Source organism: Gracilibacillus sp. Marseille-QA3620 (genome assembly GCF_054950035.1).
The window spans coordinates 1818105-1841269 of record NZ_CM143102.1; the positions used below are offsets into that span (position 1 = coordinate 1818105).

The following is a 23165-nucleotide window of genomic DNA, read 5'->3' on the forward strand; positions in this document are numbered from 1 at the left end:
TTGTAGAAACGGGGGAGGTCGGACTATAGAGCTCAGCCACTTCCTATCTGGAAGTGGCTGTTGTTCCAAATTTAAAAAACGAAGCCGAACGTGAGGACAATTGATCAGATTATAATTTTTCCGCTGATATGGTTATCAGTACTTTATAGTTGACTGTGATATTCCTTTAAGTGAATAATCCTAGCTGCCCAATACGTTCAATCGCTTCTACTAGCCGGTCTTCATCTACTAATAAGCCGACACGTATATAGCCTTCTCCGTATTCGCCAAAGCCTTTGCCTGCTGCGACGGCTACATCTGCTTTTTCAAGCAAATAGTCAGCGAAGCTTTCGCTTGTGAAGCCGGGAGGGACCGGGAGCCAGGCGAAGAAGGAACCTGTTGGTGCCTCGACGTTCCAGCTGATTTTTTGGCAAGCGTCAATAAGGGCATTTCTTCGTCGTTCATAGCGAGCGGTCAGTTCTTCGACACAGGATTGGTCTCCTGTTAAGGCCGCAATGGCTGCTCTTTGCACAGCAGGGAAGAGACTGACGTAAAGATGGTCTTGAATGAGGTTGAGCGCTTCGATGATGGCTGGATTTCCGATAGTGAAGCCGACACGCCAGCCAGCCATATTGTACGTTTTTGAGAGTGTGTACATTTCAATGCCGATTTCTTTTGCTCCTTCTGCTTCGAGAAAGCTGACCGGTTTTTGGCCATCAAAGCCAATTGCTCCATAGGCGAAATCATGGACTACGGTAATATGATGTTCCTTTGCAAAGGCGACAGTTTTTTCGTAAAAAGCCTGGTCGGCGGTAGCTCCGGTCGGGTTATTCGGATAGTTTAAATACATGAGCTTTGCCTCATTCCTTTGTTCTAAAGGGATGCTCTCATAATCGGGCAAAAAATAGTTATCTTTTGTGAGTGGAAACGTTTCAACGTTTACATTTGCTAATACGGCCCCTGATAAATAGTCGGGATAGCCTGGGTCTGGCAGGAGCATGAGATCTCCGTCGTTGAGCAGGCACATGGGCAGCTCCACTAGCCCAGCCTTTGCGCCAAAAAGGATGGCAACTTCCGTTTTAGGATCAACAGCAACGCCGTATTCCTTTTGGTAAAATTGTGCGGCCGCTTCCTTCAATTCCTCCAAGCCCCGGAATGGAGAATATTTATGCGTTTGCGCATCCTCAGCCGCTTCTTGCAGGGCTTTCACGATATGCGGTGGAGTAGGCTTGTCCGGATTACCTTGCCCGAGATTAATGATATCTCTTCCTTCCGCTACGGCGCTGTTGACCTTCTGGACAAGCGAGGCAAAAAATTGGACTGGCAGCTTCTTTAAGCGTTCTGAATAGGTCATATCATTCACCCTTACAATGAGAATGTATTATTGAATAATGGAAATAGTATGTAAAATTCTATAGCCTTTAAGTGGAATTGTCTATAGGGAGGTATTGTTGGGAAAAAGCGGGTACTTCTTTCATTTGTCATACTACTTGTTTGATAAGGGCCCATTTACTAGAGAGATACGATTGAACCTCATGGTTAAAGCTAACAAAAAAAGAATGCAAAGCTGCATTCTTTCTACGCCTTATTCTTCAAACTGACAGAACCCAAGAATATGTCCATCCGGATCCTTAAAATCAAAGGTACGAATATCTGGATAGTGACCGATTTCCTCTGTCTTTACTTGATTCTCTACAAGGAACTTATGCATATCATCAATATTGGTTGTAAAGAAGTTAAAAGGGGAGTGCTTGGAGGGCTTGACATCGGTTGATTGCACAAGGGTTAAGGAAGTATCGCCGACCGTGAAGGCCGCATATCCATTCCGATTCCATCTTAGTGTTAACCCGAGTATGTCTGAATACCATTTAATTGAGTAGTCTAAATCACTGACCTCGAGAAATACTGTATCAATTCTGGATACTAATCCTTTCATATATGCTCTCCTTTTCATTATTCAATGAGAAATAGATTCGACAACACACGTTTTTTCCCTTCCTGCAGGAGGAATAAGGTCATTTTTCTTGAAATCTACTAATATGAGCATTTGCCTTAAATGATAAAAAGAAGTACAGAAGTGGGATTATTAGATTGGTTAGCGATAGGCTTCATGGTCACTGGAGCTATTGTCCTTTTTGTTAGAAATAAAAATATGAGTACACAAACTGTCAAGAATTGTTTTGATTAAATGCTGGAACAAAGGTTTTGGAAATCGTGAGCATCCTAGTTATTCCGTGGGTAATTGGAGGGCTTTGAATGGTCGTATGATGGGGAGAGGGTGATTTTCATGTTCGAAAATAAAGAATTTAGCAGTATATCCTTTAAGAATAACGATGACTACATACGTCAAGAAGCTGCTTCAATAAGTGTGGGATATTATGGAAGAAGCGAGTGTGATAAAATGAAGACAGGAGATTTTTGTTATGACAAAACCTTCTAAAGATATTACTCAATATCCTGTTTCATTCACTCGGTTAGAAAGAAGAGATATAGTGGAACGACAATTGAATACTCGAGGAGGATGGGCTTTTAATTGGCTCAAACCATATTCACAAGACTATGAAGTGCATGCAATGGTACTGGAGGAAAAACCTGTGATTATACAAGGATTAATTGCCTTAAAGGGCAATGACGATCCTGACTTCATGTGCATAGACGTTGAATTGATTGAATCAGCTCCTCAGAATAAAAAAATGATTAATGGGAAGACTAATCCTAACAGGGAATTTTTTAATTGTGGAAAGATATTAGTAGCATATGCTTGCTTATATAGCTTTAGAAAAGGGTACGAAGGTTATGTTGAACTTACTTCAAAATCGAGTTAGATGTCATTTTACGAATCTCTTGGAGCAAAACAAACCTATGGGCAAAATTTTTTATTCAATACAGTCAGCGCCAACCGATTGGTAACAAAGTATTTTTAAGGAGGAGACTTATCAATGTCCAAACTAAGAAGTTTACATGGAAGGTATCGGATTCCTAACAAAAATACTCTTGATATTAAAGGTAAAGCACAGACGGATGGCGTATATGCAATCCCGAGAGACCCTGAAGAATATCGGGTAAAGGTAAGAGCTCTCGATGCCTATTGCAGAGAAAGAGGCATGGAACCAAAACAACTTACAGAAAAAGAAATGGAACAATTTCTTGTTGATCCGATGGCTAAATCAAGATAATTACATTTCAGAAAAGTTTTTTAGATAAGGTGTAATGTAAATCTGAATATATATTTTAGGCGACTAGAAAATGGTCGTCTTTTATATTGCCTTTTTTAACTTGATGTTGCTTCTGAATTAACAATTCGGACTTAATAGAGGATTTTTTCTTGTTTTGTTGAAATTCTAATAAGGGAGTCAAGCTCAATGGACAACTTATGAAAATAGAAAGGATTCAGTCTACAAGGGGAGAATATGTAATAGACGTATATAAGGATTGAAATCCGTTACCATGGATATTTTTTATTAGAATTATTTATGATCCGAACTATAGAACACGCTACAACCCAAAAGATTTTGGGGAAAATTGATTGAAGTATACAAGAGAAGAGGTGAAATCTACTAATGGAGCAAGAACAGAGAAAGCCGGTTAAGGGATACGAAAGACTATATGAAGTGACCGAATCAGGCAGAATTTTTTCATTTCGTCGTGAACGGTTTTTAGCTAGGTGTGACGATGAATATGGATTTCACATAGTCAGATTGCATAAAAATGGCGAAGCAAAGAATCATCATGTATTTAAGGTATGGAAAGAAGCATTTGAAGATTTGCCTGAAAGGCTGTTTAAAGGTGCCAAAAAGAGAATTTATTAAACAAATTTAGATGGGTGCCTGTCACTCCCTAAGGTGTATTCTTTTTATGTTTACATCGTTTATTTCCCTACTACAAATTAATGGTTTTTCCTTCTCGTAAGGAGGAGTTAAGGTTCTTTTCGTGAATTAGACTAATATAGGGGTAACAACCGATGACAACAATAGGAGGTAAACATGGATTTATTATTTTGGCTGTCTATTAGCTTCATCATCCTTGGATGTTGTGCACTTGTGGTAATCAAGCTGATCCTGAAAGACCCGACAGAGCGAAACCTGCTATGGCTAATCGGCGGGACCACCGTTTGGGGAGCTGTGAGTATCTTGCTTGTGCCGTGGTTAGTTGGAAGACTTTGAGGTAGATGCTGTCTTACGAATAAATTGGGGCAAAATAAGAGGAGAACTTCCACCACAAGGGGGTTCTCCTTTTTGCTTCATTAGTTTTCATTCGCGATGAACCGCACGGTATAGGGTAACCCTAGTGAAGCGATGGCTTGATTAGCCATTTCGGAATAGCGCTCCTCAAGCCAATCCCGCGCAAAGGAATTGGATGCGGTCACATAAAGGACGTCTCCTTCTTGCGCATAGAGGGAAGTCCCTTTGAACCACGTGTTGAAGCTCGGCTCTGAAAGCTGCTCAGCCACTTTCTTTAAGATTTGGTTCCATAAATCTCTGTCTGTTGCGGCTTCTCCGTTTTCCTTTTCTTGCTCCGCTTGGTCGATGAACTGGCTAATAGAATCCAGAGCTAGCCTGTATTCCCCGGCATCCAAATAGAAGAGGATTTGCTCCTTCTCTGGCAAGGTGCTGTATTCGACTAACATCTTGAACGCCACACGTACTTCCTCCATCTGAAGAAGGGAGAGCAATACTTCCTTGTTCATTTTCAAAATGGATCGTTCCTTTTCCGTGAGCATGCTCAGCGCTCCTTTCCAAGATTTCTTTATCTTCATTATAAATCTTGGCCAGATGCAAGGCACGCAAAGAGGTGAATCTATATTCCTTAGCATGTGTAGTTGTATGTAGAACTCTGTCCTTTCTATTAACAATAATTAGTAAAAATTGAATCTTAATCACTCCCTCAATCTTTTGATAAACTAGCAAAGGGAGTGAAATAAATGAAACAAACTACTACGTCAAAACCAACCATCCTGTTTATTGTCATCATGGGGGCGCTGGCTGCATTCGGACCATTGTCCATCGATATGTATTTGCCTGCATTGCCGACGGTTATGAATGATTTACATTCGACCACATCCGCTGTCCAGCTGACGCTGACCTTCTTTATGATCGGGCTTGCGGCAGGAAACATCGTGATTGGAACACTATCTGACAGTATGGGCCGTAAAAAGCCGTTAGTGATTTGTATGGTCATCTTTACGCTTTCATCCATCATGTGTGCGCTGGCGCCAACCATGGAGACATTAATGGCGTTCCGGTTCATACAAGGATTCACGGGTGGAGCTGGGGTCGTCATATCGCGGGCGATTGCGAGTGACCTCTACCAGGGGAGAGACTTAACGAAATTCTTGGCGACGCTCATGCTCGTGAATGGAGCTGCCCCGATTCTGGCACCGATATTAGGCGGGTTTATTCTGTCCTTTACCACTTGGCGAGTCCTCTTCGGAATTCTCATGGGATTCGGTGTATTGATGGTGTTTGGAACCGCCATTAAGATTCCTGAAACATTGCCAAAGGAACAACGCAGCAAAGCCCATTTCAAAACGATTCTTCAGGACTATAAGCACCTCATCACCACACCAACCTTTATCATTCCGGGACTGATTCAAGGATTTACCTTTGCCTTTTTCTTTGGGTACATGTCTGCCTCACCATTCATTATCCAAAATCTGTACGGGTTCACCGCCCAGCAATACAGCTTTGTCTTCGCCTGTCTCGGAATCGGCCTTATTATCCTTGCCCAATTAACGGGAAGGTTGATTGATTTCATCAATAGCCTAACCTTATTGCGCTTCTATACAGGCCTCCAAATCATCGGTGCCATGATTACGGTATATGCGCTTTCTCAAGAATCAAGCGTCTGGCTTGTTATCCTCGGATTCTTCTTCATGGTCGCACCGGTTGCGGGAATTGGCACAATCAGCTTCACGCTTGCCGTCAGCGGACAGAAGAAAGGAGGCAGTGCCTCCAGCTTGATCGGCCTCCTGCAATACTTGGTCGGCGGTCTTGTCACGCCGGTTGTCGGGTTAAAAGGGGAATACAGTGCAGAGCCATACATGATTTTAGTGGTGATTGTCGCTATCATTTTGATTGGTTTACATATCATGAATTATTCGGTCTTTAAGAAAAAACAAACAAGCACAATGAAATGATGCAATCTATTGTCAAAGTGAGATAAACCCCAAAAAAGTAGAATTACGATTAAGCTGATAGTTGGCTGGTATGAAGATGGGATTCACCCTGACTCATGCCAGCCAATTTTTTATAGGAGCAGGGTGAGATTAGTTGAACAAGGTGTATCGTCTCGGGAAGATAATCGAAAGGAAAAAAGGGATGCTATGCAGTGCGCTGTATCGTGTCCCTTATTTTTGCTAAGATGCTACGAATATTAACATCATTGTCACGGATTGTTGGTGGATAACAGTGTAATAATCATGAATAATAAATAGAGGAGGTATGAAAAGTATGATAAGTATGAATTTGAAGAATCTGCGGTTGCAACATAAATTAACACAAGAAGAAGTTGCTTTCAGGATTAATGTATCAAGACAGGTGATTGCCAAATGGGAAAAGGGGGAATCAACCCCTGATCTAGGACATTGTCAGGCGTTAGCTAAATTGTATAACGTATCTCTTGATAATTTAGTGAATTTTGACGGAGAGGATACGAATGTAATCATACCGCCAAAGGGAAAACACTTTTTTGGCGTTGCTAAAATGGGAGAACGTGGGCAAATCGTTATTCCTAAAAAAGCGCGCGATGTCTTTCAAATAGAACCAGGGGACTCCCTTGTTATTGTAGGTGATGAAGATAGAGGCCTTGGTATTGTCCCAGAAAAGATGATGGATGCCTTTTTTAATCTTGTGCAATCACCGTTTCATAGGGGGGATGAGTGATGGAACATGCCATTTCAATTGATCATTTATCCAAAAAATACAATGAAAAAACGGTTGTTGACGATGTATCGTTTTCTATTCAAAAGGGGGAGCTGTTTGGTTTACTAGGGGTAAATGGAGCAGGGAAAACAACATTAATAAAAATGCTGTGCTGCTTAACAGTCCCTACAAACGGTTGTGCATCTATACTAGGATATGATATTAATAAAGACCAAGAACAGGTAAAGGAAATGATTGCAGTCTCCCCGCAGGAAACGGCGATTGCTCCCAATTTAAGCGTTCGTGAAAACTTGGAATTAATGGCTGGCATTCATGGATACTCAAAAACAGAGGTCAAGGGCAAAACAGCCGAAATGATGGCTGCTTTTTCCTTACAGCCGTATGAACATCAAAAGAGTAAAACGTTATCCGGAGGCTGGCAACGGAAACTCAGTATTGCTCTTGCGCTCATTTCAGAGCCGAAAATTTTATTTTTAGATGAGCCTACATTGGGCTTTGATATTATAGGACGCAGGGAATTATGGGCTCTGATTGAAAAATTGAAAGAAAAAACAACGATTGTTTTAACAACTCATTATTTAGAAGAAGCAGAAGCATTGTGTGATCGTATTTGTGTCATGAAAGATGGGAAAGTAAAAGCCATTGGGACAGTCGAAGAACTCCTATCTATGACAAACACAGGGAAATTCGAGGATGCCTTTGTGAAAATAGTAACAAAGGAGGGGTTAGGATGAAAACCATGATTTTTGCTAATCGAGTAATGAAAGAAATTATCAGGGATCCTATTTCAATGTTCTTTGGTGTGGCCTTTCCTCTTATTTTACTAATTCTTTTATCAGCGATTAATAGCAGTATCCCTGTGGACTTATTCGATATTTCTTCATTAGCTCCTGGTATAGCAGTGTTTGGTCTTTCCTTTATGGCATTGTTTGCGGCTCAAGTAGTAGCAAAAGATCGTGCTAGTTCGTTTTTAACGAGATTATTTACAACTCCGATGACCGCTCACAATTTTATTTTAGGATATACATTGCCTCTGGTTATCATGTCAGTTATACAAGTAGCTGTGTGCCTGTTTGCTGCCTTATTTCTAGGGCTCGATTTTACGATGACGATTTTTGCGGTAATAATGATATTGATACCTATGGCATTAATCTATATTGGCCTTGGTCTGATTTGTGGAACATTGTTTAGCGAAAAGGCTGCAGCAGGAATTTGTGGAGCGCTCCTTACGAATGTTTCGGCATGGCTATCGGGCGTTTGGTTTGATTTAGAGTTAGTGGGAGGAATTTTTAAGGATATCGCTCATGCACTGCCATTTGTCCATGCAGTAGAAGTCGGAAAAGCTGTATTAAATGGAACTTATGAAGCCATGCTTCCACATCTTTGGTGGGTAATTGCCTATGCGGTCATCATCATAGTTATTTCAATCTTTGTCTTTAAAAAGAAAACGCAAGAAGTCTAGTCTATACATGTTACAGCCAGTGGTCAACAACCCAATAAGTATCAGAATAGCCAATAACTGATGCATACGAAAAATCCACTCTATTATTTATAGAGTGGATTTTTCGTATGCATCTACTGGTTAATTAAGCTGATGCAGCAGGCGCATAATCGTTTCATTTATTTCATCTAGTTCCTTTTTATTCATACCAGAAGAGTCAATTAAGGACTGCGGAATGCAGGATGATTTCTCTTGCAGAGCTTTTCCTGCCTGTGTAATGTGGATATTCACGACGCGCTCGTCCACTGTATCGCGGCGGCGTTCGAGGAGGCCAGCAGTTTCCATACGCTTGAGTAAAGGAGTCAGTGTGCCGGTATCGAGATAAAGCGCCTCACCCAGTTCTTTAATGGTACATTGTTGCTTCTCCCACAATGTAACGAGGACCAGATACTGTGGGTAAGTAAGTTGAAGTTCATCTAGAATAGGGCGGTAAAGTCGTAAGATGGCCCTTGAACAGGCATACAATGAGAAACATAAGTGATTTTGCAGGTTAAGTTTATCCTTGTCAGTTTTCTCCATGTTTGCACCTCAAATGAATAGTATTATGTTATGAATAATTTAACATACTTGCTAAACAATAAAAAGAGTTTTGCAAAACATAATTGTTGACAATGTTTATGGAGGAAGGGTAAGATTAACTCACGATTTATATTTTGCACAATTTAATTTTGTGAAATATAAGTTAAAAATATTCATATTGGAGGAATGTAAATGAGCAAGGTTACAGTTGGATTTGAAAATGGTGCACCTATTGAGATTCACTTCGAGGATGTAGGTTCAGGAAAACCGGTCGTTTTGATTCATGGTTGGCCGCTCAGCGGAAGATCGTGGGAAAAACAAGTGCCTGCGTTAGTGGAAGCTGGATACCGTGTTATTACGTATGATCGACGCGGATTCGGACAGTCATCACAGCCATGGAATGGGTATGAATATGATACGCTTGCGGCTGATTTACATAAACTGATTACTCATTTAGACCTTCAAGACATAACATTGGTCGGATTCTCGATGGGCGGCGGTGAAGTTTCTCGCTATATCGGTACTTATGGAGCAGATCGTCTATCAAGTGCGGTGTTGGCAGGGGCAGTACCACCGTATCTTTATAAATCTGAGGATATTCCAGATGGCGGATTTGACGATGAGACAATCAAAGGCTTGCAAGATGGCGTGAAGGCAGACCGCATTGCCTTCCTGGATAATTTCACGACGAACTTCTTTGCATCTGGGGATAGAACCGATTTGGTGAGTGAAGAATTCCGACTATACAATCGTGACATTGCAGCCTTCGCTTCACCAAAGGGCACGCTTGACTGTATTACAGCATTTAGTAAAACAGATTTCCGTGATGATTTAGATAAAATTGACGTACCAACACTGATTATCCATGGTGATTCAGATGCGATTGTTCCACTCGAAGTCAGTGGACAAAAGGCACATGAGCGTATTGCCAATAGCCAGCTTGTTGTCATTAAAGGGGGTCCGCATGGATTTAATGTGACACATTCGGATGAATTCAACGGATCACTTATCAAATTCTTAAATGAAACAAATTGAATCCTGTATATTCATAGACTGGCATTATCGAAAACAAGAAAAACTTGAATAACCATCCGGTTGAATGAAGTCAGCTTCCTCATTCTAATGATTATGCAGACGTAGCAGCCGTATAAGGAAATAAAAATGGATAACACGCCCCACTTTTTAATGGTTAGAATAGAAAAGTGGGGTTTTAACATACAATCTAAGATCCTTAAAAAGGGATACTGTTAAACAATTATTGATTGAGATGACTCAGGTTAAGCAAACAACATAAAAAGAATGCACAGCTGCAGGTATTTATTTTATTCCAGGAATAGGTCAAGCTGCCATTACTGCTACTGGTGCACTAGTAATAGGCGGTGTTACAATAGCTGCTGGTTCTTGGCTTTACAATAAAGTATCTACATACTTTGCAAAAAAAAGCTGCAGAAAAGATTCCAGCAAAATATAAATCCTCTGATTATGAAAGTAAATTTAGGAAAATTTAAAGACAAGAACGGTAACACCCATTAGAGAAGAGTAGCGGAACTTATACGAATGGAAAATGGACGATAACCAAAGACACATCTGGTCACTTGGTTTAAAATGGTAAAGGGAAGACTGAAAAACCGGAAATCCAAATAGGTAGCTTCACTTGATAAAGCCGGGAATGTCATTAGTAAATAAAGGAGCCATACATAATGAAAAATATCAACTTTATTGATTGGCAAATAGAATTGGAAGATAAGATGGACGCTGTTGTTGATAAACAAGCACGTAAAATGATAGTTACTGAAGGTGCTATAGAATTAGTCGCTGTCATATGGATTGATGACAAAGATGTATTACAGCTAAAACCAACATGGGACTCGCTTATTTCAATTGACCATACCAAAAAAATATTAACAATTAGAAGTGCAGATGTATTAAGAACAGAAGCAGAGGATGTTGAATAATAGAAATTAATTAATGTACAAAGAGAGGTGGAGAAATATCTCCGCCTTATTTTTATTAACTTATTCTAAATCTCCATTATGTAAAAAGGGTGAAGCGAGGAATCATCATGTTATCGGCGCCATGATTACGGTGTTTGCGCTATCCTAGGGCTATAGCATATGGCTGGTTATCCTAGGATTCTTCTTTATGGTAGCGCCGGTCGCAGGAATCGGCACCTTCACCTTCGCGCTTGCCGTAAGCGGACAGAAAAAAAGGGGCAGTGCTTCTAGCTTAATTGGCCTCCCTCAATGCTTCGTTGGAGGAATTATCACACCGCTTATTGGTTTAAAAGGGGAATATAGTGCGGAGCCATACATGGTATTATTGATCACGGTCTCGATTATTTTGATTGGTACATATCATTAATTATGGTGTTTTTAAGCAAAAGAGCAATGAATATTTTATGCAACTATCTTTAAGGGCTGTTCATTCAGCTCTTTTTTTATGCTCCAGATAAGGCTAATTTTCTGTGAAATATCAGTTCTCCAAGATAAAGGACATGTAATGATAGTGATTAATAAATGAACATCTCAATATTTTGGATATATATGTTAATCTGATATAAAGATAGGTCCTGTATTTTTTGCCGATCATAAGGTCCCTTATGAGGAGGAGAAGTAATGAATAATAAAAACGATCATGAAGAGCGGCTGTCAGGCGGGAATGTCTCAAACGTCTATCGCGTTGGTGATACAGTTCGCCGGCATGTAAAGCCTGGCAGTGATAGAATCCATAGACTATTGCAGCATTTAGAAAGCAAAGGATTCGAGCAGGCACCGAAATATTTAGGCATCGATGGACAGAATCGAGAGATCTTATCTTTTATTGAAGGAGAAGCGGGTAATTATCCGTTAAAACCTTATATGTGGTCGGATGAGTCGTTAAGAGGAATCGCGAAAATGCTTCGTGGCTACCATGATGCCGTCAGTGACTTTCGGATTGAAGAGGGCTGGCAGCCAAACGATAACACTCCAGAGCCAATGGAGGTCATCTGTCATAATGACTTCGCTGTATATAACATGGTTTTTCATAACGGAAAGCCAGCCGGCATTATTGATTTCGACATGGCTGCTCCAGGACCGAGACTTTGGGATATCGCCTATGCCTTATACACATGTGTTCCGTTAAGCAGGCTTCATCATAATGAAGCGGGGGAGGCGGTTTACTATGATGCAGAGAGAAATGCAAATCGGCGAAAAGAAAGAGTTCGAGTATTCTTTGCAGCCTATGGCGTGAAAGGAATGGAAGAGGGATTCCTTGAGATGGTGCTCCTTCGGGTCGAGGGATTGGTGAAGATTATGTACAGAAAAGCCCAAGAAGGCGACCAGGCCTTTCAGCAAATGATTGAGGAAGGGCATGACCAGCATTATCTGGAGGATCTGCAATTCATTCGGAGTCATGGGGGAGATTGGATTTGATGATGAGGTAAAGGACACAGAACGAATGGAGGGAGAAAGATGAGGATAATCGGTATGATCATTTTAATGATTGTCATTCTGTTATTCTTCCTGCTATGTGTGAGGTTAGGGATGTTCCTTATGAGGAAGAGAGCATTCCCTTCCAAGCTATTAGTTATAACATTGACCGGGATTGTGACTGTCTCTTCTATTTATATGTATGAAATGTACTTTTTCACTTTTAACAGGATTGACAGAGAACTGATGCAAAACGGGTCAGAGTCAATAGAATCACCTACAGGAAGATATACAGCTAATGCGTATTATGAATCATATGGCGGTGCGGCCGGCGGGGTGAATGTGTGGGTGGAGATTACAGATCATGATCATGAGGATGCAAGAAAAACGATTTATTATGGGAATGGAGTGGCTGAGATAGATTTGGAGTGGACAGCTGATGATGTGCTTTACATCCAGAATGAAGCAACCGGCATCCATAAATCAAGGGAATTAAACGTGAAGAACGAAATCTATCATGGTGCAGGCTTAGCTTGTCAAAGTCTGGTGATGAAAGATACATATGAAACATGTTATTCAGATTGATAAAATATGGTAAAAAGCTTACTCTATTAATAACTAAATGTGCCATTTACATATCAAGATGATGAATAGAGGAGGAAGTCAATGAAATTAGTGTTTCTGTATCACCCGGTCGATAATCTTATGGAGTCATTATCATATTACCGCGATACGCTTGGGTTTGAAGAAGCGTGGCGTGAGGGAGAGCAGGCGATTGCGCTCCAGTTGCCTGGTTCAGACGTGAAGCTATTGATCGAGAATGATGAGCATGACCTCGGAGCGGGAGGGGTATTCCTCGTTGAAAGCGTGGATGAGTTCTTTCAAGAAAAGAAAGACATCCTAACATTTGTCAGGGAGCCGGTGGATATTCCGCCAGGACGGTATGCGATTTATAAGGATGGTTCAGGGAATGTGATACGGATAATTGATTTTACGAATGAGTGAGAAAGAATGAGAAGAAGCCTGGTCCCATGGGATCAGGCTTCTCTTTTCGTATGGAGGCGATAAATCCAAGGTGAGTCGGGTGGTCAATGATTTCGGCATTTCAATAGATATACAGCAATCAGTAAATTGCTGCCGGCGGCTAGGATATACTTAGTCCAATTAAAGATGACAAGATTCATTTCCTTAGGATAAAGGATAGGCAGGTAATGCCGAGTCCAAGAACGATAAAATGGGGATAGTTTTCTCTCGTACTATTTTTATTATATTAGTACAAATTCGACGCAATTTGAACATTAATAAAAGCGAAAAATGCTTGGCATAACCAATCGTTAAGAAAGTTTTTATCTAAAAAAGGCGATGGGATTATTAGTATGTGATTGGATTTATTTTCTTTTAATAAACTAGTCCGTTTCCAGACATAAGAAAACTACTAGACTTTGATAAAAATAGGCATATCTATCTATTTTAGTCGAAGTCTTTTTTTCTTGGTGAAATAAATTTGTTAACTGATTATAATATCCTTGAGTAATGTGAAAAATATGTAAAAGATGTAAAAAATGTCTTAAAGGAGGTGAGCTAAGAACAACTGTTATATCAGAAATAGATTCAAATTTTTATATTAAGGAGGAAAAGTATTTGGAAAAAAGGCCTAATACAATTAAAATGTACCCTATCAGATAGACACTTTGAAAAAAGTCCATCTGATGGGGTACTTTGTTTATAATGAGAAAAAAGATGTCGGAGCGGATTGAAATGACTAAAAGATTATTGACCCAAAAAGAACAAGAACTATTAAAGAAAAATACCTATGTGAAAGCAGTGAGTGATAAAGCCATTACTTATACAGATGAATTCAAACGTCATTTTATTGCGGAAAATGAGAAAGGTAAATTCCCGCGAGAAATATTCGAAGAGGCTGGTTTGAATGTTGATTTAATCGGTATTGACCGTGTCAGAACTGCCGGAAAACGTTGGCGGGCAGCCTATCGCAAAGCAGGTGTAGGCGGTTTACAGGATACACGTATAACCAATTCTGGAAGACCTTCAAATCGAGAATTAACGCTAGAGGAGAAGATTAGACGGTTAGAAGCGAAAAATCGTTTACTTGAGGCAGAGAATGAACTATTAAAAAAGCTCGATCTACTCGAAAGGCAGATGTTGAAGAAGAAATAAAAATCACCTCAAAATGGAAGTTCGAACTAATCAAGCATACGATGGAGAAATACAACTTGAAGCGCATGGTGAGCTATTTATGCGACATCATGGGGGTATCTCGTTCAGGTTACTATAACTACTTTCTAGAAAAATCAGCCCAAAAGCGCACGGCTAAAGATGAGGCGGATGAAAGAGTAAAAGAATGGATTCTTAAGGCTTATCATTACCGCAGACGTAAAAAGGGAGCACGTCAAATTAAAATGACGCTTCAAAACCAGTATCAAATCACTTACAACCTGAAACGCATTCGCCGCATCATGAAGAAATTCGGGATCATTTGTCCCATTCGAAAAGCGAATCCCTATCGACGGATGGTCAAGGCAACAAAGGAACATCGCACATGTCCGAATACCTTACAACGCAACTTTAAACAAGGAGTGGCAGGAAAGGTCCTGTTAACCGATATCACGTACCTATCTTACAAGAAAGGAAAACGTGCCTATTTATCAACGGTCAAGGACGCGGAGACCAATGAAATTCTCGCCTATGAAGTATCTGATTCCCTTCACCTTGATATTGCCTTAAATACCATACGAAAGTTGAAACGAATCCATCATCATTTAGCAGAAGATGCCTTTATCCATTCAGATCAAGGGTTTCATTATACGAATCCAACATTCCAGGCATTAGTGAAGAAAATGGGACTAGGCCAATCGATGTCACGGCGAGGAAACTGTTGGGACAATGCCCCACAGGAATCCTTTTTTGGTCATTTGAAAGATGAATCAAACATCAAGGAATGCGAAACATTGGAACAAGTAAAACAAGAAATTAAGCGTTATATGATTTACTACAATCATTATCGAGGGCAATGGAATTTAAAAAAGCTGCCGCCTGCAAAATACAGACAGCAGCTTCAACAAGTTGCCTAGGCTTTTTCAAAATGTCCTTTACAAGGGGTACACTTTAATGTTTAGTAGCCCTTTTGATTGTAAGTAGCATTCCACCGGTTAATAGTTATGCTGAGCCATCAACTAAAAATGAAGAGAGTAACAGTTCAAGTAATTCGGCAAGTAACCCAACAATAGATGATTACGAAATTGGCGAAGTTATTGAAAAGAGAACAGAAAATGAAAAAGTATTCTATGAAGGGAAAGGGAAGTATCGTAAAGAGATTTACTTTGAGCCCATTCATAAAAAAGTAAAGGGAAAAAAGTATCTTGAAGAGATTTCGGCTGATTTAGTTGAAGATAACAATAATACAGATGAAATTAATACAGAAAACACAATAATCAATACTACTTTTAGTAAGAAAATGAAATCCGGACATTATGCTGAATTTGAAATTAAAGGTCATAAAATAGATTATTCTATTTTGTCAGCATCCGGTGAAGATAAAGAAATGATAACAGCAAAAGATGTCCATGCACAATATAAGAAAAAGACGAATAAAATCACGCATAAAAATGTATTTCCTAATATTGATCTACAAAATCTCACTTTCGGTCAAAATGTAAAAGAAGATCTAGTCCTCAAATCATACAATGGCTATCATATTTTCAAATTTAAATTAGGAACGGATCTAGATGCAGAAATACAAAAGGATGGATCAATCCATTTCTTTGATAAAGACTCTAAAAAAATCTTTGATTTACCAAAACCCTTCATGACAGACTCCAATTATGATGACCACAAAGGGGAACCTCAAAAATCTGAAGATGTTAAATATGAATTGGAAAAAGATCAAGACGGGTATATTTTGACCGTAATTGCAAACCCAGACTGGTTAAAAGCTAAAGAGCGAAAATACCCTGTTTATATTGATCCGACCACATCTATAAATACATCTTCTGATACTTTTGTCATGAGTGCATATCCTACCACCAATTATAGTTCTTCAACGAGTAAATGGGATTCAGGTCAAGGACAGTATGTATTGAAAACAGGCTATTATGATGGTACTACTGGCACGACTTATGGATTCTTAAACCACAGTATTACAAGCTTCAAAAATATGAATGTATCCAGTGCTACTTTTAATGTTTATGTTACACATGCCTACTATGCTTCTACAGCCAATGGATTGTGGTTAGACACTGTTAATAGTTCTTGGACTGCGAGTACATTGAATTGGAACAACAAGCCGGCTTCTACGAATATAGGTAAAGTTGATGTAGCAAGGGATAGCTGGGCACAATTTAATGTAACGAATGTTGTTAAAGAATGGGCAAGTGGTGCAAAAACAAATTACGGATTTAAACTGCATACTAACGGGAATGGACAAACGTTTTGGAAAAAAGTTGTATCCACGACAAATTCCAACTTAAAACCTTATCTTTCTGTTACGTATACCATCCCAACAGCGAGCACTCCTACTGGCAAGTTGTATTCAAATGGGAATGGTACAGGATATGCAAATTTATCTTGGTCTGCAGTAAAAGGAGCGACTGGATATAAAGTTTGGATATTTAATGGTAAAGAGTATGAATCCTTCAGTGTGGGAAACGTGACATCATGGTCCACCAAGGGTAAAAAAATCTGGCCAACAGCTGCAGAAATAAGTGCGGGTAAATACGATTTACATCAGGACGGAACTGGTACAGAATTAGCTATTGATCCTTCGCCTGTATATAAAAATTCAGGTGGGAATTATCAAACGAGTAAAAATTACTGGTTTAGGGTAAGTGCCATATTTAGTCAAGGTGAAGGCCCCCAATCAGGATATTATAAACCAACTCTACCGAATTTGGCGCTGCCGCCTGCTCCTACGGGAACAAGCTATTCAAATGGAAACGGAACAGGCTATATTGATTTCAAATGGAAGGCTGTCAGTGGAGCGACAGGATATAAAATTCTTTTATACAATGGAAAAGAATATGAATCATTAGATGTTGGAAATGTTACATCATGGACGACTAAGGGCAAGAAATATTGGCCGACAAGCAGTGAAATTAGTGCAGGCAAATATAAACTACATTTATCAGATAATGCTGGAAGCGAATTGGCAGTAAATCCTGCACCGGTGTATAAGAATTCTGGCGGGAATTATCAAACAAGCACCAATTACTGGATTAGGGTTGTTGCCTATAATTCACAGGGGGAAACAATCAATTCAAATGCATATAAGCCATCAATCACTTCGATAAAAAAACCTGCAGCTCCTACTGGGTTTACCTATACGAACATGCTAACGAGCAAATCGGGTTATGCGGTATTAAACTGGGATGAGATAGAAGGTGCAACCGGGTATAAAGTTTGGGTATTTAACGGGAAGAGTTATCAGCCATATGATGTTGGCGATAAAACAACATGGACATCACAAAATAAGGGTATTTGGCCAACCGCTACAGAAATTAATGAGGGAAAATATACTCTTCATACGGATGGTAAAGGAGCGGAATTAGCCATTGATCCATCTCCTGTATATAAAAACTCAGGTGGCAATTATCAAACGAGAAAGAATTATTGGTTCAGGATAAGTGCTTATGACAAAAAGGGAGAAACCATCTATTCCAATGCGTTAACCCCTACTTTTGGAGAACCGGTCGAATTTTTAGGTTCTGAAGAATATTGGTCAATCATTGACGTGCCTTCTGGGAAAGTAAATATGGCTACCGGAAATCTGATGATAGAGGAAGATGATTTTTCCCTATCAGGCAGAGGACCTTCCATAGGTATTTCTAGAACCTATAACAGTTTGTCCAATTCCATAGGTATTTTTGGACCGGGTTGGCAGGCAGATGTGGATATGTCAGTAACATCTTCATCAGATGGAAAGAAAGTAACCTTAATTGATGAGGATGGAACCGTTCATCTATTTACAAAATTAGAGGATGGGACGTTTAAGGCTCCTACTGGAGTATATCTGGAATTAACGGAAAATAATGAACATTTTGTGCTGAAAACAAAAGATCAAACCAATGCCCATTTTTCCAAGGCACACGGACGATTAACGAAAATCACAGATGGATATGGGAATGCATCGACATACACGTATGACACAGCTGGGAAGTTAACGACCATAACGGATGCTTCGGGACGAAAACTACAAATAGCTTATAATTCTGAAGGATTCGTGAAAACTCTAACTGGTCCATCCGATAAGAAAGTCACTTATGAATATAAAGATGGTTTCCTGACAAAGGCCATTCAAACATCAGGTGAAGTAACGTTATATGAATATAATGCAGGTTTATTAACGAAAATCTATGAACCAAACCATACGGAAGCAAAGCCGGTAGTCAATCAATATGTATATAATTCATCTACTAAACATCTTACAGAGGCAACCAATCCGAAGAGAAACAAATATATATTAGGATATGATTTGACGAATAAATCCTTATTATTTACGCAGCCAAACGGTAGAAAGATTAAATATTCTTATAATGAAGCGGCCAATCCAACAGAAGTCATTGAAGATGTAGATGGTTTGAAAATAAAAACAAGCTATAAATATGAAGGAAATAACTTAATAGAGTCAAAAGATCCTAATGATGAAAATGCATCCAAGCCGACGGAAAAATATGAATATGATTCAAACGGAAATGTCATTACTGCTACAGACAGTTATGGCACCGAAACATATGAATATAATAGCAACAATGATGTTACTTCTGTTGTTGATACAGAAGGAGATCAAACAACAATCGCTTACGAAGGCTTGGATGCCGTCTCTGAGACCGATCAGACCGGAAAAACATCATCGATTGCAAAGTATCAAAAGGATACCAATGGTAATAGTAATGGGAACTTAATAGAGTCAAGTTACTCTTTAGGAACTGCTTCAAATCTCTTATCAAATAATAATTTTGAGAACGATTTAGCTGGCTGGACCGAAAAAAAATCAAATGATTCGGGTAGTATTTCTGTTGATTCAACTACAAAGACCTATCACGGCATTACCGGTAATAAATCAATAAAAATGACTATACAACCAACTAGTTCTTCAAAAGGTTATATTGCGTCCACACAAGAGGTGCAAGTTGAAGAGAATACGCAATATTCTCTTAGTGGCGTTATCAAAACGGATTTAACAAAAGCCTATGCCTTCTTTAATGTTGAATTCCTTGATTCTGAGAATAAAAGAATTGCATGGGGTGATAACCGCTATAGCCAAATTACTGGGAACAGAACATGGACTGAGCGCCAATTCTCATTTAAAACACCAGCAAAAACAGCTAAAGTGCGCATCTATTTAGAAGTTGAACATTCAGACGCAAGTGCTTCCGGCACGGCATGGTTCGATACGATTCAATTGGAAAAGGCTGAGGTATCATCTAGCTTTAACCCGGTCATTAATAGTAGCTTTAAAAGTTTTACAAGCTGGACAGGTTCCGGTGGAGCACTTGATTCCAGTAACGGATTTGACGATAGCTCATCCTTAAAGGTTTCAAGAACATCTCAAACACAGGCTGCCAGTGAGTACAAACAAACGATTAATGTTGGACAAGGTGCTTCTGATACGCCATTACATTTAACATTAACAGGCTTAAGCAAGGCTGATAATGTCACGAAGAAAGGAACGGTAACGGAGCGGGATTATTCCATTGTTGGGAAAGTATATTATGCAGATGGTACGTCAAAAGAATACATTTCTGCTTTCCCAATTGGGACTCAGGAGTGGAACCGAACAGCCGTTAATATTCCTGCTGATAAGCCAATAACTAAGATTGATATCTTAACAGTATTTAAAGGAAATTATACAGGAACAGTTTGGTTTGATGATTTGAGAGTCATAAAAGGTTTTGTTATTACAAAGAACAAATACGATCAAGCAGGAAACTATGTTACAGAGAGCGAAGATGAACTTGGTAATAAAGAAAAGAGCTCATATGACAGTTATGGAAATAAACTTACCGAAACGGATGCAAAAGGTGAGGTAAAAGCATACCAATATGATTCATCCAATCAGCTTAAGAAATTAACACTTAGCACCGGGACAAGCATTCAATATGAATATGATAAAAATGGGAATATGACGTCCAAAAAAATTGTGCCTTCCGAGGGAACTGCTCAGGAATTTACGTATCAATATGATGCTAATGGAAACCTGATTGAAACAACAGGACCTCTCAATGAAGTGACAAAAAATGAATATGATGCTAATGGCAACAAGGTTAAAACGGTATTGCCTAATAACCAAACATTATCTTGGACTTACGATGGAACGGACCGAATTAAGAATGAAAAAATCAACGATGAATTAGTCTATGAGTACACTTACGATAAGAATGGAAATGAATTATCAGTTGTGTACAGTAAAGAGAATCGAACGAAGAATAGAGTATATGATACATCCAATCGCGTAACGAAGCAGACAGACGCAGGCGCAATCCAGGAATGGAAGTATTCATCTACCTCTGATAAGCTAAATGAATTTATACTGACTATCGGAAGCAATGTAGTTAAAAACACCTATCAGTATAATGAGCTGGATCAGAATATTCTAGTGAATGATGGACAAGTAAATTATCGATTTGATTATGATGAACGCGGCAATGTTAAAACCTTTACAACCGGAAATGGTGCAGGTGCCTCATTCAAATATGATGACCGTGGTTTAGTATCGCAGTTAGTGGTTGGACTCGCTAATGGGAACGATGTACTGGATGAAACCCACTCATATGATGAAAATGGGAATAGGACACAAATTAAATATCAAAACGGTGACACCATTACGTACAAATATGGAAAGCTAGATCAGCTTGAAAAAGAAGTATTGCGTGATGGTACTCAAATTGACTATTCGTATGATGGTTTTGGGAACCGTACACTTGTCAAGAAAACGACTAAAGGACAAACGACAAGTATCACGAGTGAATATAATCAGGCAAACCAACTGATTAAGTTCGGCCAGGAATCCATTACTTATGATGCGAATGGAAACCGGACTCAGGACGGGCAATATCGTTATACATGGAATGCAAAAGATCAATTGGTTGCCATTAACAAAGTGGGTGAAACATCACCATTTGTTACCTATAAATATGATGAAGACGGGCGTAGAATTCAGAAGGTTGTGAATTCGGGGGTTACCAATTATTATTATGATGGCGATAGCCTAAATGTCCTGTATGAAACAAATGCTAATAATGAGATTGTCCGGTCATATGTTTACTCAGAATCAGGACAGCTGCTTTCTATGAGAAAGGGCAATGCTAAATATTTCTACCATTACAATGCCCACGGTGATGTCATTGCCTTAACGAACCAGCAAGGTGAAGTGGTTGCAAGCTATCAATATGATGCATGGGGCAATCCATTGACTGTGGAAGAGGACAACTCTGTTGCAGATAATCCATACCGGTATGCAGGCTATCAATTTGACCGCGAAACGGGCATGTATTATCTCATGGCGAGATACTATCACCCAACTCATGGTGTATTCCTCTCGCTAGATCCAGATCCTGGCGATGATGATGATATCTTAACGCAAAACGGGTATACTTATGCTAATAATAATCCGGTTATGTTGGTAGATCCGGATGGGCATTATTTCTGGTTAGCTGTGAATGCTGGTTTTGCTGCTTATGATGGGTATAAAGCTTATAAGTCCGGAAAAAGCTGGAAGGGTGTTGCGGCTGCATCAGCTGTTGGGTTTATAGGCGGAAGTAGAATAAAAGCTGCCAAGAAAGCTTCGCATACGGTTTATACCCTTACGAAGAAAGGGAAAGTTGTATATGTAGGAAGAACAAAAAATCCTAAAAGTAGAAAATATGCACATAGTAAAAAGCATAAAGATGCTACATTTACACCTGTTAAATCGGGTTTAAGTTATAGTCAAGCGAGAGGACTAGAACATAGACTATATTTGAAAAATGGTGGAAAGAAAAAATTGAGAAACAAAATTAGACCAATTAGTAAGAAAAACAAAAAATATAAGCATTACATGAGTGCTTCACGAAGTGTTTATAGAAATCGTTAAGAAGGTAATATTTTTTGAGGTGAATATAAATGAAAGATAGAGATAGTATCAAGGAATTAAATGAAATTTTAATTAGTTTATATAAGGAGAATAATGATGATATAGAGCTATTAGAAAATAAAATACTAAGCGCATTACAATATGATTATAGAGATTTTGAGAATAAAGTTGTAACAGAAGTTCATTTAAAGTTTAAAAATAGACCAAAGCATTTTAAAAATATTTATGTAGGACAAATATTTGAAATCTATCTAGAAAAGATTCAAAAGTATGTATATGGTGTAATAGTAAATGGTGATTTAAGAATAAAAAAAGATGATGACGTCATTATCGCTTATTTGAATAAATTTAACGATAAACCATTATCTATTGATGAAATTTTTCATCTTATTAGTAATAAATCATTTTTGATGATAGCTAATTCTGGTTTTTATTCAATTAAAAATTATCGATGGAAATATGTTAGTCACTATTCTTCTGTCATTTTTTCTATTGAAGAATTAAGTAAAGTAAGTTATGCAATTAAGTTTATGGATAATTATTATAAAAGCATTGGAGATAGTACAAAAGAAATCTTTGAATGTGAAAGAATTGAGGAAAGTGAGGCAATAAATATACGTAACCCTTTAGGTGTTGTCGGTAATTTGGAAATTGAAGAAATGTTATGTGATTTTTATGCCGATAATAAATGTTAAATTTATCATCATATAAATATTTAGTAGAAATGCAAATCTATTGGTCAATCATACGATAAAAGGCATTCTAAATAATATGAGGTCTTTTCTTGA

21 protein-coding genes are annotated in these 23165 nt (G+C 38.9%); 17 read left to right on the top strand and 4 right to left on the bottom strand.

Going from position 1 to position 23165, the window contains the following annotated elements:
* Positions 1–166: 166 nt before the first annotated feature.
* Positions 167–1333: a pyridoxal phosphate-dependent aminotransferase gene (locus ACY8DX_RS09250; RefSeq protein ID WP_462406652.1), complete on the bottom strand. Its 1167-nt coding sequence runs from the start codon at positions 1331–1333 to the stop codon at positions 167–169.
* A gap of 231 nt (positions 1334–1564) precedes the next feature.
* Positions 1565–1915, bottom strand: coding sequence for a VOC family protein (locus ACY8DX_RS09255; RefSeq protein ID WP_462406653.1), 351 nt, complete (start codon positions 1913–1915; stop codon positions 1565–1567).
* A gap of 487 nt (positions 1916–2402) precedes the next feature.
* On the opposite strand from ACY8DX_RS09255, the gene ACY8DX_RS09260 reads away from it, so the two are divergent.
* The 4 genes from ACY8DX_RS09260 (at position 2403) to ACY8DX_RS09275 (ending at position 4142) form a co-directional block, all read left to right on the top strand.
* Positions 2403–2804 (top strand): hypothetical protein, encoded by a 402-nt coding sequence (locus ACY8DX_RS09260; protein ID WP_462406654.1) that lies wholly within the window; start codon positions 2403–2405, stop codon positions 2802–2804.
* Positions 2805–2918: 114 nt separating this feature from the next.
* Positions 2919–3155, top strand: coding sequence for a hypothetical protein (locus tag ACY8DX_RS09265; protein WP_462406655.1), 237 nt, complete (start codon positions 2919–2921; stop codon positions 3153–3155).
* A gap of 384 nt (positions 3156–3539) precedes the next feature.
* Positions 3540–3788: an NUMOD4 domain-containing protein gene (locus ACY8DX_RS09270; RefSeq protein WP_462406656.1), complete on the top strand. Its 249-nt coding sequence runs from the start codon at positions 3540–3542 to the stop codon at positions 3786–3788.
* 174 nt (positions 3789–3962) lie between these two features.
* Positions 3963–4142 (top strand): hypothetical protein, encoded by a 180-nt coding sequence (locus ACY8DX_RS09275; protein ID WP_462406657.1) that lies wholly within the window; start codon positions 3963–3965, stop codon positions 4140–4142.
* Positions 4143–4222: 80 nt separating this feature from the next.
* Here ACY8DX_RS09275 and ACY8DX_RS09280 read toward each other — a convergent pair whose 3' ends face one another.
* The gene (locus ACY8DX_RS09280) at positions 4223–4735 is read right to left on the bottom strand and encodes a DnaA N-terminal domain-containing protein (protein WP_462406658.1); all 513 of its coding nucleotides are present in this window, start codon (positions 4733–4735) and stop codon (positions 4223–4225) included.
* A 165-nt stretch (positions 4736–4900) separates the two neighbouring features.
* Here ACY8DX_RS09280 and ACY8DX_RS09285 point away from each other — a divergent pair, with 165 nt between their 5' ends.
* The 4 genes from ACY8DX_RS09285 (at position 4901) to ACY8DX_RS09300 (ending at position 8322) form a co-directional block, all read left to right on the top strand.
* Complete coding sequence (locus ACY8DX_RS09285; RefSeq protein WP_462406659.1) at positions 4901–6115, top strand: putative multidrug effflux MFS transporter TcaB; 1215 nt, start codon at positions 4901–4903, stop codon at positions 6113–6115.
* 313 nt (positions 6116–6428) lie between these two features.
* Positions 6429–6860 carry a helix-turn-helix domain-containing protein gene (locus ACY8DX_RS09290; RefSeq protein WP_049671135.1) on the top strand — a complete coding sequence of 144 codons (432 nt, stop codon included), beginning with the start codon at positions 6429–6431 and terminating at the stop codon, positions 6858–6860.
* The gene (locus ACY8DX_RS09295) at positions 6860–7594 is read left to right on the top strand and encodes an ABC transporter ATP-binding protein (protein ID WP_462406660.1); all 735 of its coding nucleotides are present in this window, start codon (positions 6860–6862) and stop codon (positions 7592–7594) included. The genes ACY8DX_RS09290 and ACY8DX_RS09295 overlap by 1 nt, the downstream gene beginning before the upstream one ends.
* Positions 7591–8322 (top strand): ABC transporter permease, encoded by a 732-nt coding sequence (locus tag ACY8DX_RS09300; protein ID WP_462406661.1) that lies wholly within the window; start codon positions 7591–7593, stop codon positions 8320–8322. Before ACY8DX_RS09295 ends, ACY8DX_RS09300 begins: the two co-directional genes overlap by 4 nt.
* 120 nt (positions 8323–8442) lie before the next feature.
* Here the strand turns inward: ACY8DX_RS09300 and ACY8DX_RS09305 are convergent, their stop codons facing one another.
* Positions 8443–8880, bottom strand: coding sequence for a MarR family winged helix-turn-helix transcriptional regulator (locus ACY8DX_RS09305; RefSeq protein ID WP_462406662.1), 438 nt, complete (start codon positions 8878–8880; stop codon positions 8443–8445).
* Positions 8881–9072: 192 nt separating this feature from the next.
* Here ACY8DX_RS09305 and ACY8DX_RS09310 point away from each other — a divergent pair, with 192 nt between their 5' ends.
* From ACY8DX_RS09310 to ACY8DX_RS09350, 9 genes are all read left to right on the top strand, one after another.
* Complete coding sequence (locus tag ACY8DX_RS09310; protein WP_462406663.1) at positions 9073–9915, top strand: alpha/beta fold hydrolase; 843 nt, start codon at positions 9073–9075, stop codon at positions 9913–9915.
* A 665-nt stretch (positions 9916–10580) separates the two neighbouring features.
* Positions 10581–10835, top strand: coding sequence for a hypothetical protein (locus ACY8DX_RS09315; protein WP_462406664.1), 255 nt, complete (start codon positions 10581–10583; stop codon positions 10833–10835).
* A gap of 187 nt (positions 10836–11022) precedes the next feature.
* A complete protein-coding gene (locus ACY8DX_RS09320; protein ID WP_462406665.1) occupies positions 11023–11241 on the top strand; it encodes a hypothetical protein in 219 nt (72 codons plus the stop codon).
* A gap of 254 nt (positions 11242–11495) precedes the next feature.
* Positions 11496–12293: an aminoglycoside phosphotransferase family protein gene (locus tag ACY8DX_RS09325; protein ID WP_462406666.1), complete on the top strand. Its 798-nt coding sequence runs from the start codon at positions 11496–11498 to the stop codon at positions 12291–12293.
* A 39-nt stretch (positions 12294–12332) separates the two neighbouring features.
* Positions 12333–12875 (top strand): DUF5412 family protein, encoded by a 543-nt coding sequence (locus tag ACY8DX_RS09330; protein ID WP_462406667.1) that lies wholly within the window; start codon positions 12333–12335, stop codon positions 12873–12875.
* 81 nt (positions 12876–12956) lie between these two features.
* Positions 12957–13295 carry a VOC family protein gene (locus ACY8DX_RS09335; RefSeq protein WP_462406668.1) on the top strand — a complete coding sequence of 113 codons (339 nt, stop codon included), beginning with the start codon at positions 12957–12959 and terminating at the stop codon, positions 13293–13295.
* A 753-nt stretch (positions 13296–14048) separates the two neighbouring features.
* Positions 14049–15382 (top strand): IS3 family transposase gene (locus ACY8DX_RS09340; protein WP_462405853.1). Its coding sequence is split into 2 segments (ribosomal slippage): positions 14049–14430 and positions 14430–15382, totalling 1335 coding nucleotides; the frame shifts between segments, so codons are not numbered across the junction.
* A 734-nt stretch (positions 15383–16116) separates the two neighbouring features.
* Positions 16117–22377, top strand: coding sequence for a DNRLRE domain-containing protein (locus ACY8DX_RS09345; protein WP_462406918.1), 6261 nt, complete (start codon positions 16117–16119; stop codon positions 22375–22377).
* 29 nt (positions 22378–22406) lie between these two features.
* Positions 22407–23072: a hypothetical protein gene (locus tag ACY8DX_RS09350; protein WP_462406669.1), complete on the top strand. Its 666-nt coding sequence runs from the start codon at positions 22407–22409 to the stop codon at positions 23070–23072.
* Positions 23073–23165 lie beyond the last annotated feature (93 nt).

Coding starts and splice junctions, on each gene's coding strand:
- ACY8DX_RS09270 (WP_462406656.1), top strand. CDS start 3,540: ATGGAGCAAGAACAGAGAAAGCCGGTTAAGGGATACGAAAGACTATAT.
- ACY8DX_RS09290 (WP_049671135.1), top strand. CDS start 6,429: ATGATAAGTATGAATTTGAAGAATCTGCGGTTGCAACATAAATTAACA.
- ACY8DX_RS09315 (WP_462406664.1), top strand. CDS start 10,581: ATGAAAAATATCAACTTTATTGATTGGCAAATAGAATTGGAAGATAAG.
- ACY8DX_RS09260 (WP_462406654.1), top strand. CDS start 2,403: ATGACAAAACCTTCTAAAGATATTACTCAATATCCTGTTTCATTCACT.
- ACY8DX_RS09255 (WP_462406653.1), bottom strand. CDS start 1,915: ATGAAAGGATTAGTATCCAGAATTGATACAGTATTTCTCGAGGTCAGT.
- ACY8DX_RS09330 (WP_462406667.1), top strand. CDS start 12,333: ATGAGGATAATCGGTATGATCATTTTAATGATTGTCATTCTGTTATTC.
- ACY8DX_RS09310 (WP_462406663.1), top strand. CDS start 9,073: ATGAGCAAGGTTACAGTTGGATTTGAAAATGGTGCACCTATTGAGATT.
- ACY8DX_RS09295 (WP_462406660.1), top strand. CDS start 6,860: ATGGAACATGCCATTTCAATTGATCATTTATCCAAAAAATACAATGAA.
- ACY8DX_RS09265 (WP_462406655.1), top strand. CDS start 2,919: ATGTCCAAACTAAGAAGTTTACATGGAAGGTATCGGATTCCTAACAAA.
- ACY8DX_RS09250 (WP_462406652.1), bottom strand. CDS start 1,333: ATGACCTATTCAGAACGCTTAAAGAAGCTGCCAGTCCAATTTTTTGCC.
- ACY8DX_RS09285 (WP_462406659.1), top strand. CDS start 4,901: ATGAAACAAACTACTACGTCAAAACCAACCATCCTGTTTATTGTCATC.
- ACY8DX_RS09350 (WP_462406669.1), top strand. CDS start 22,407: ATGAAAGATAGAGATAGTATCAAGGAATTAAATGAAATTTTAATTAGT.
- ACY8DX_RS09280 (WP_462406658.1), bottom strand. CDS start 4,735: ATGAAGATAAAGAAATCTTGGAAAGGAGCGCTGAGCATGCTCACGGAA.
- ACY8DX_RS09305 (WP_462406662.1), bottom strand. CDS start 8,880: ATGGAGAAAACTGACAAGGATAAACTTAACCTGCAAAATCACTTATGT.
- ACY8DX_RS09325 (WP_462406666.1), top strand. CDS start 11,496: ATGAATAATAAAAACGATCATGAAGAGCGGCTGTCAGGCGGGAATGTC.
- ACY8DX_RS09300 (WP_462406661.1), top strand. CDS start 7,591: ATGAAAACCATGATTTTTGCTAATCGAGTAATGAAAGAAATTATCAGG.
- ACY8DX_RS09335 (WP_462406668.1), top strand. CDS start 12,957: ATGAAATTAGTGTTTCTGTATCACCCGGTCGATAATCTTATGGAGTCA.
- ACY8DX_RS09275 (WP_462406657.1), top strand. CDS start 3,963: ATGGATTTATTATTTTGGCTGTCTATTAGCTTCATCATCCTTGGATGT.
- ACY8DX_RS09320 (WP_462406665.1), top strand. CDS start 11,023: ATGGTAGCGCCGGTCGCAGGAATCGGCACCTTCACCTTCGCGCTTGCC.
- ACY8DX_RS09345 (WP_462406918.1), top strand. CDS start 16,117: ATGACAGACTCCAATTATGATGACCACAAAGGGGAACCTCAAAAATCT.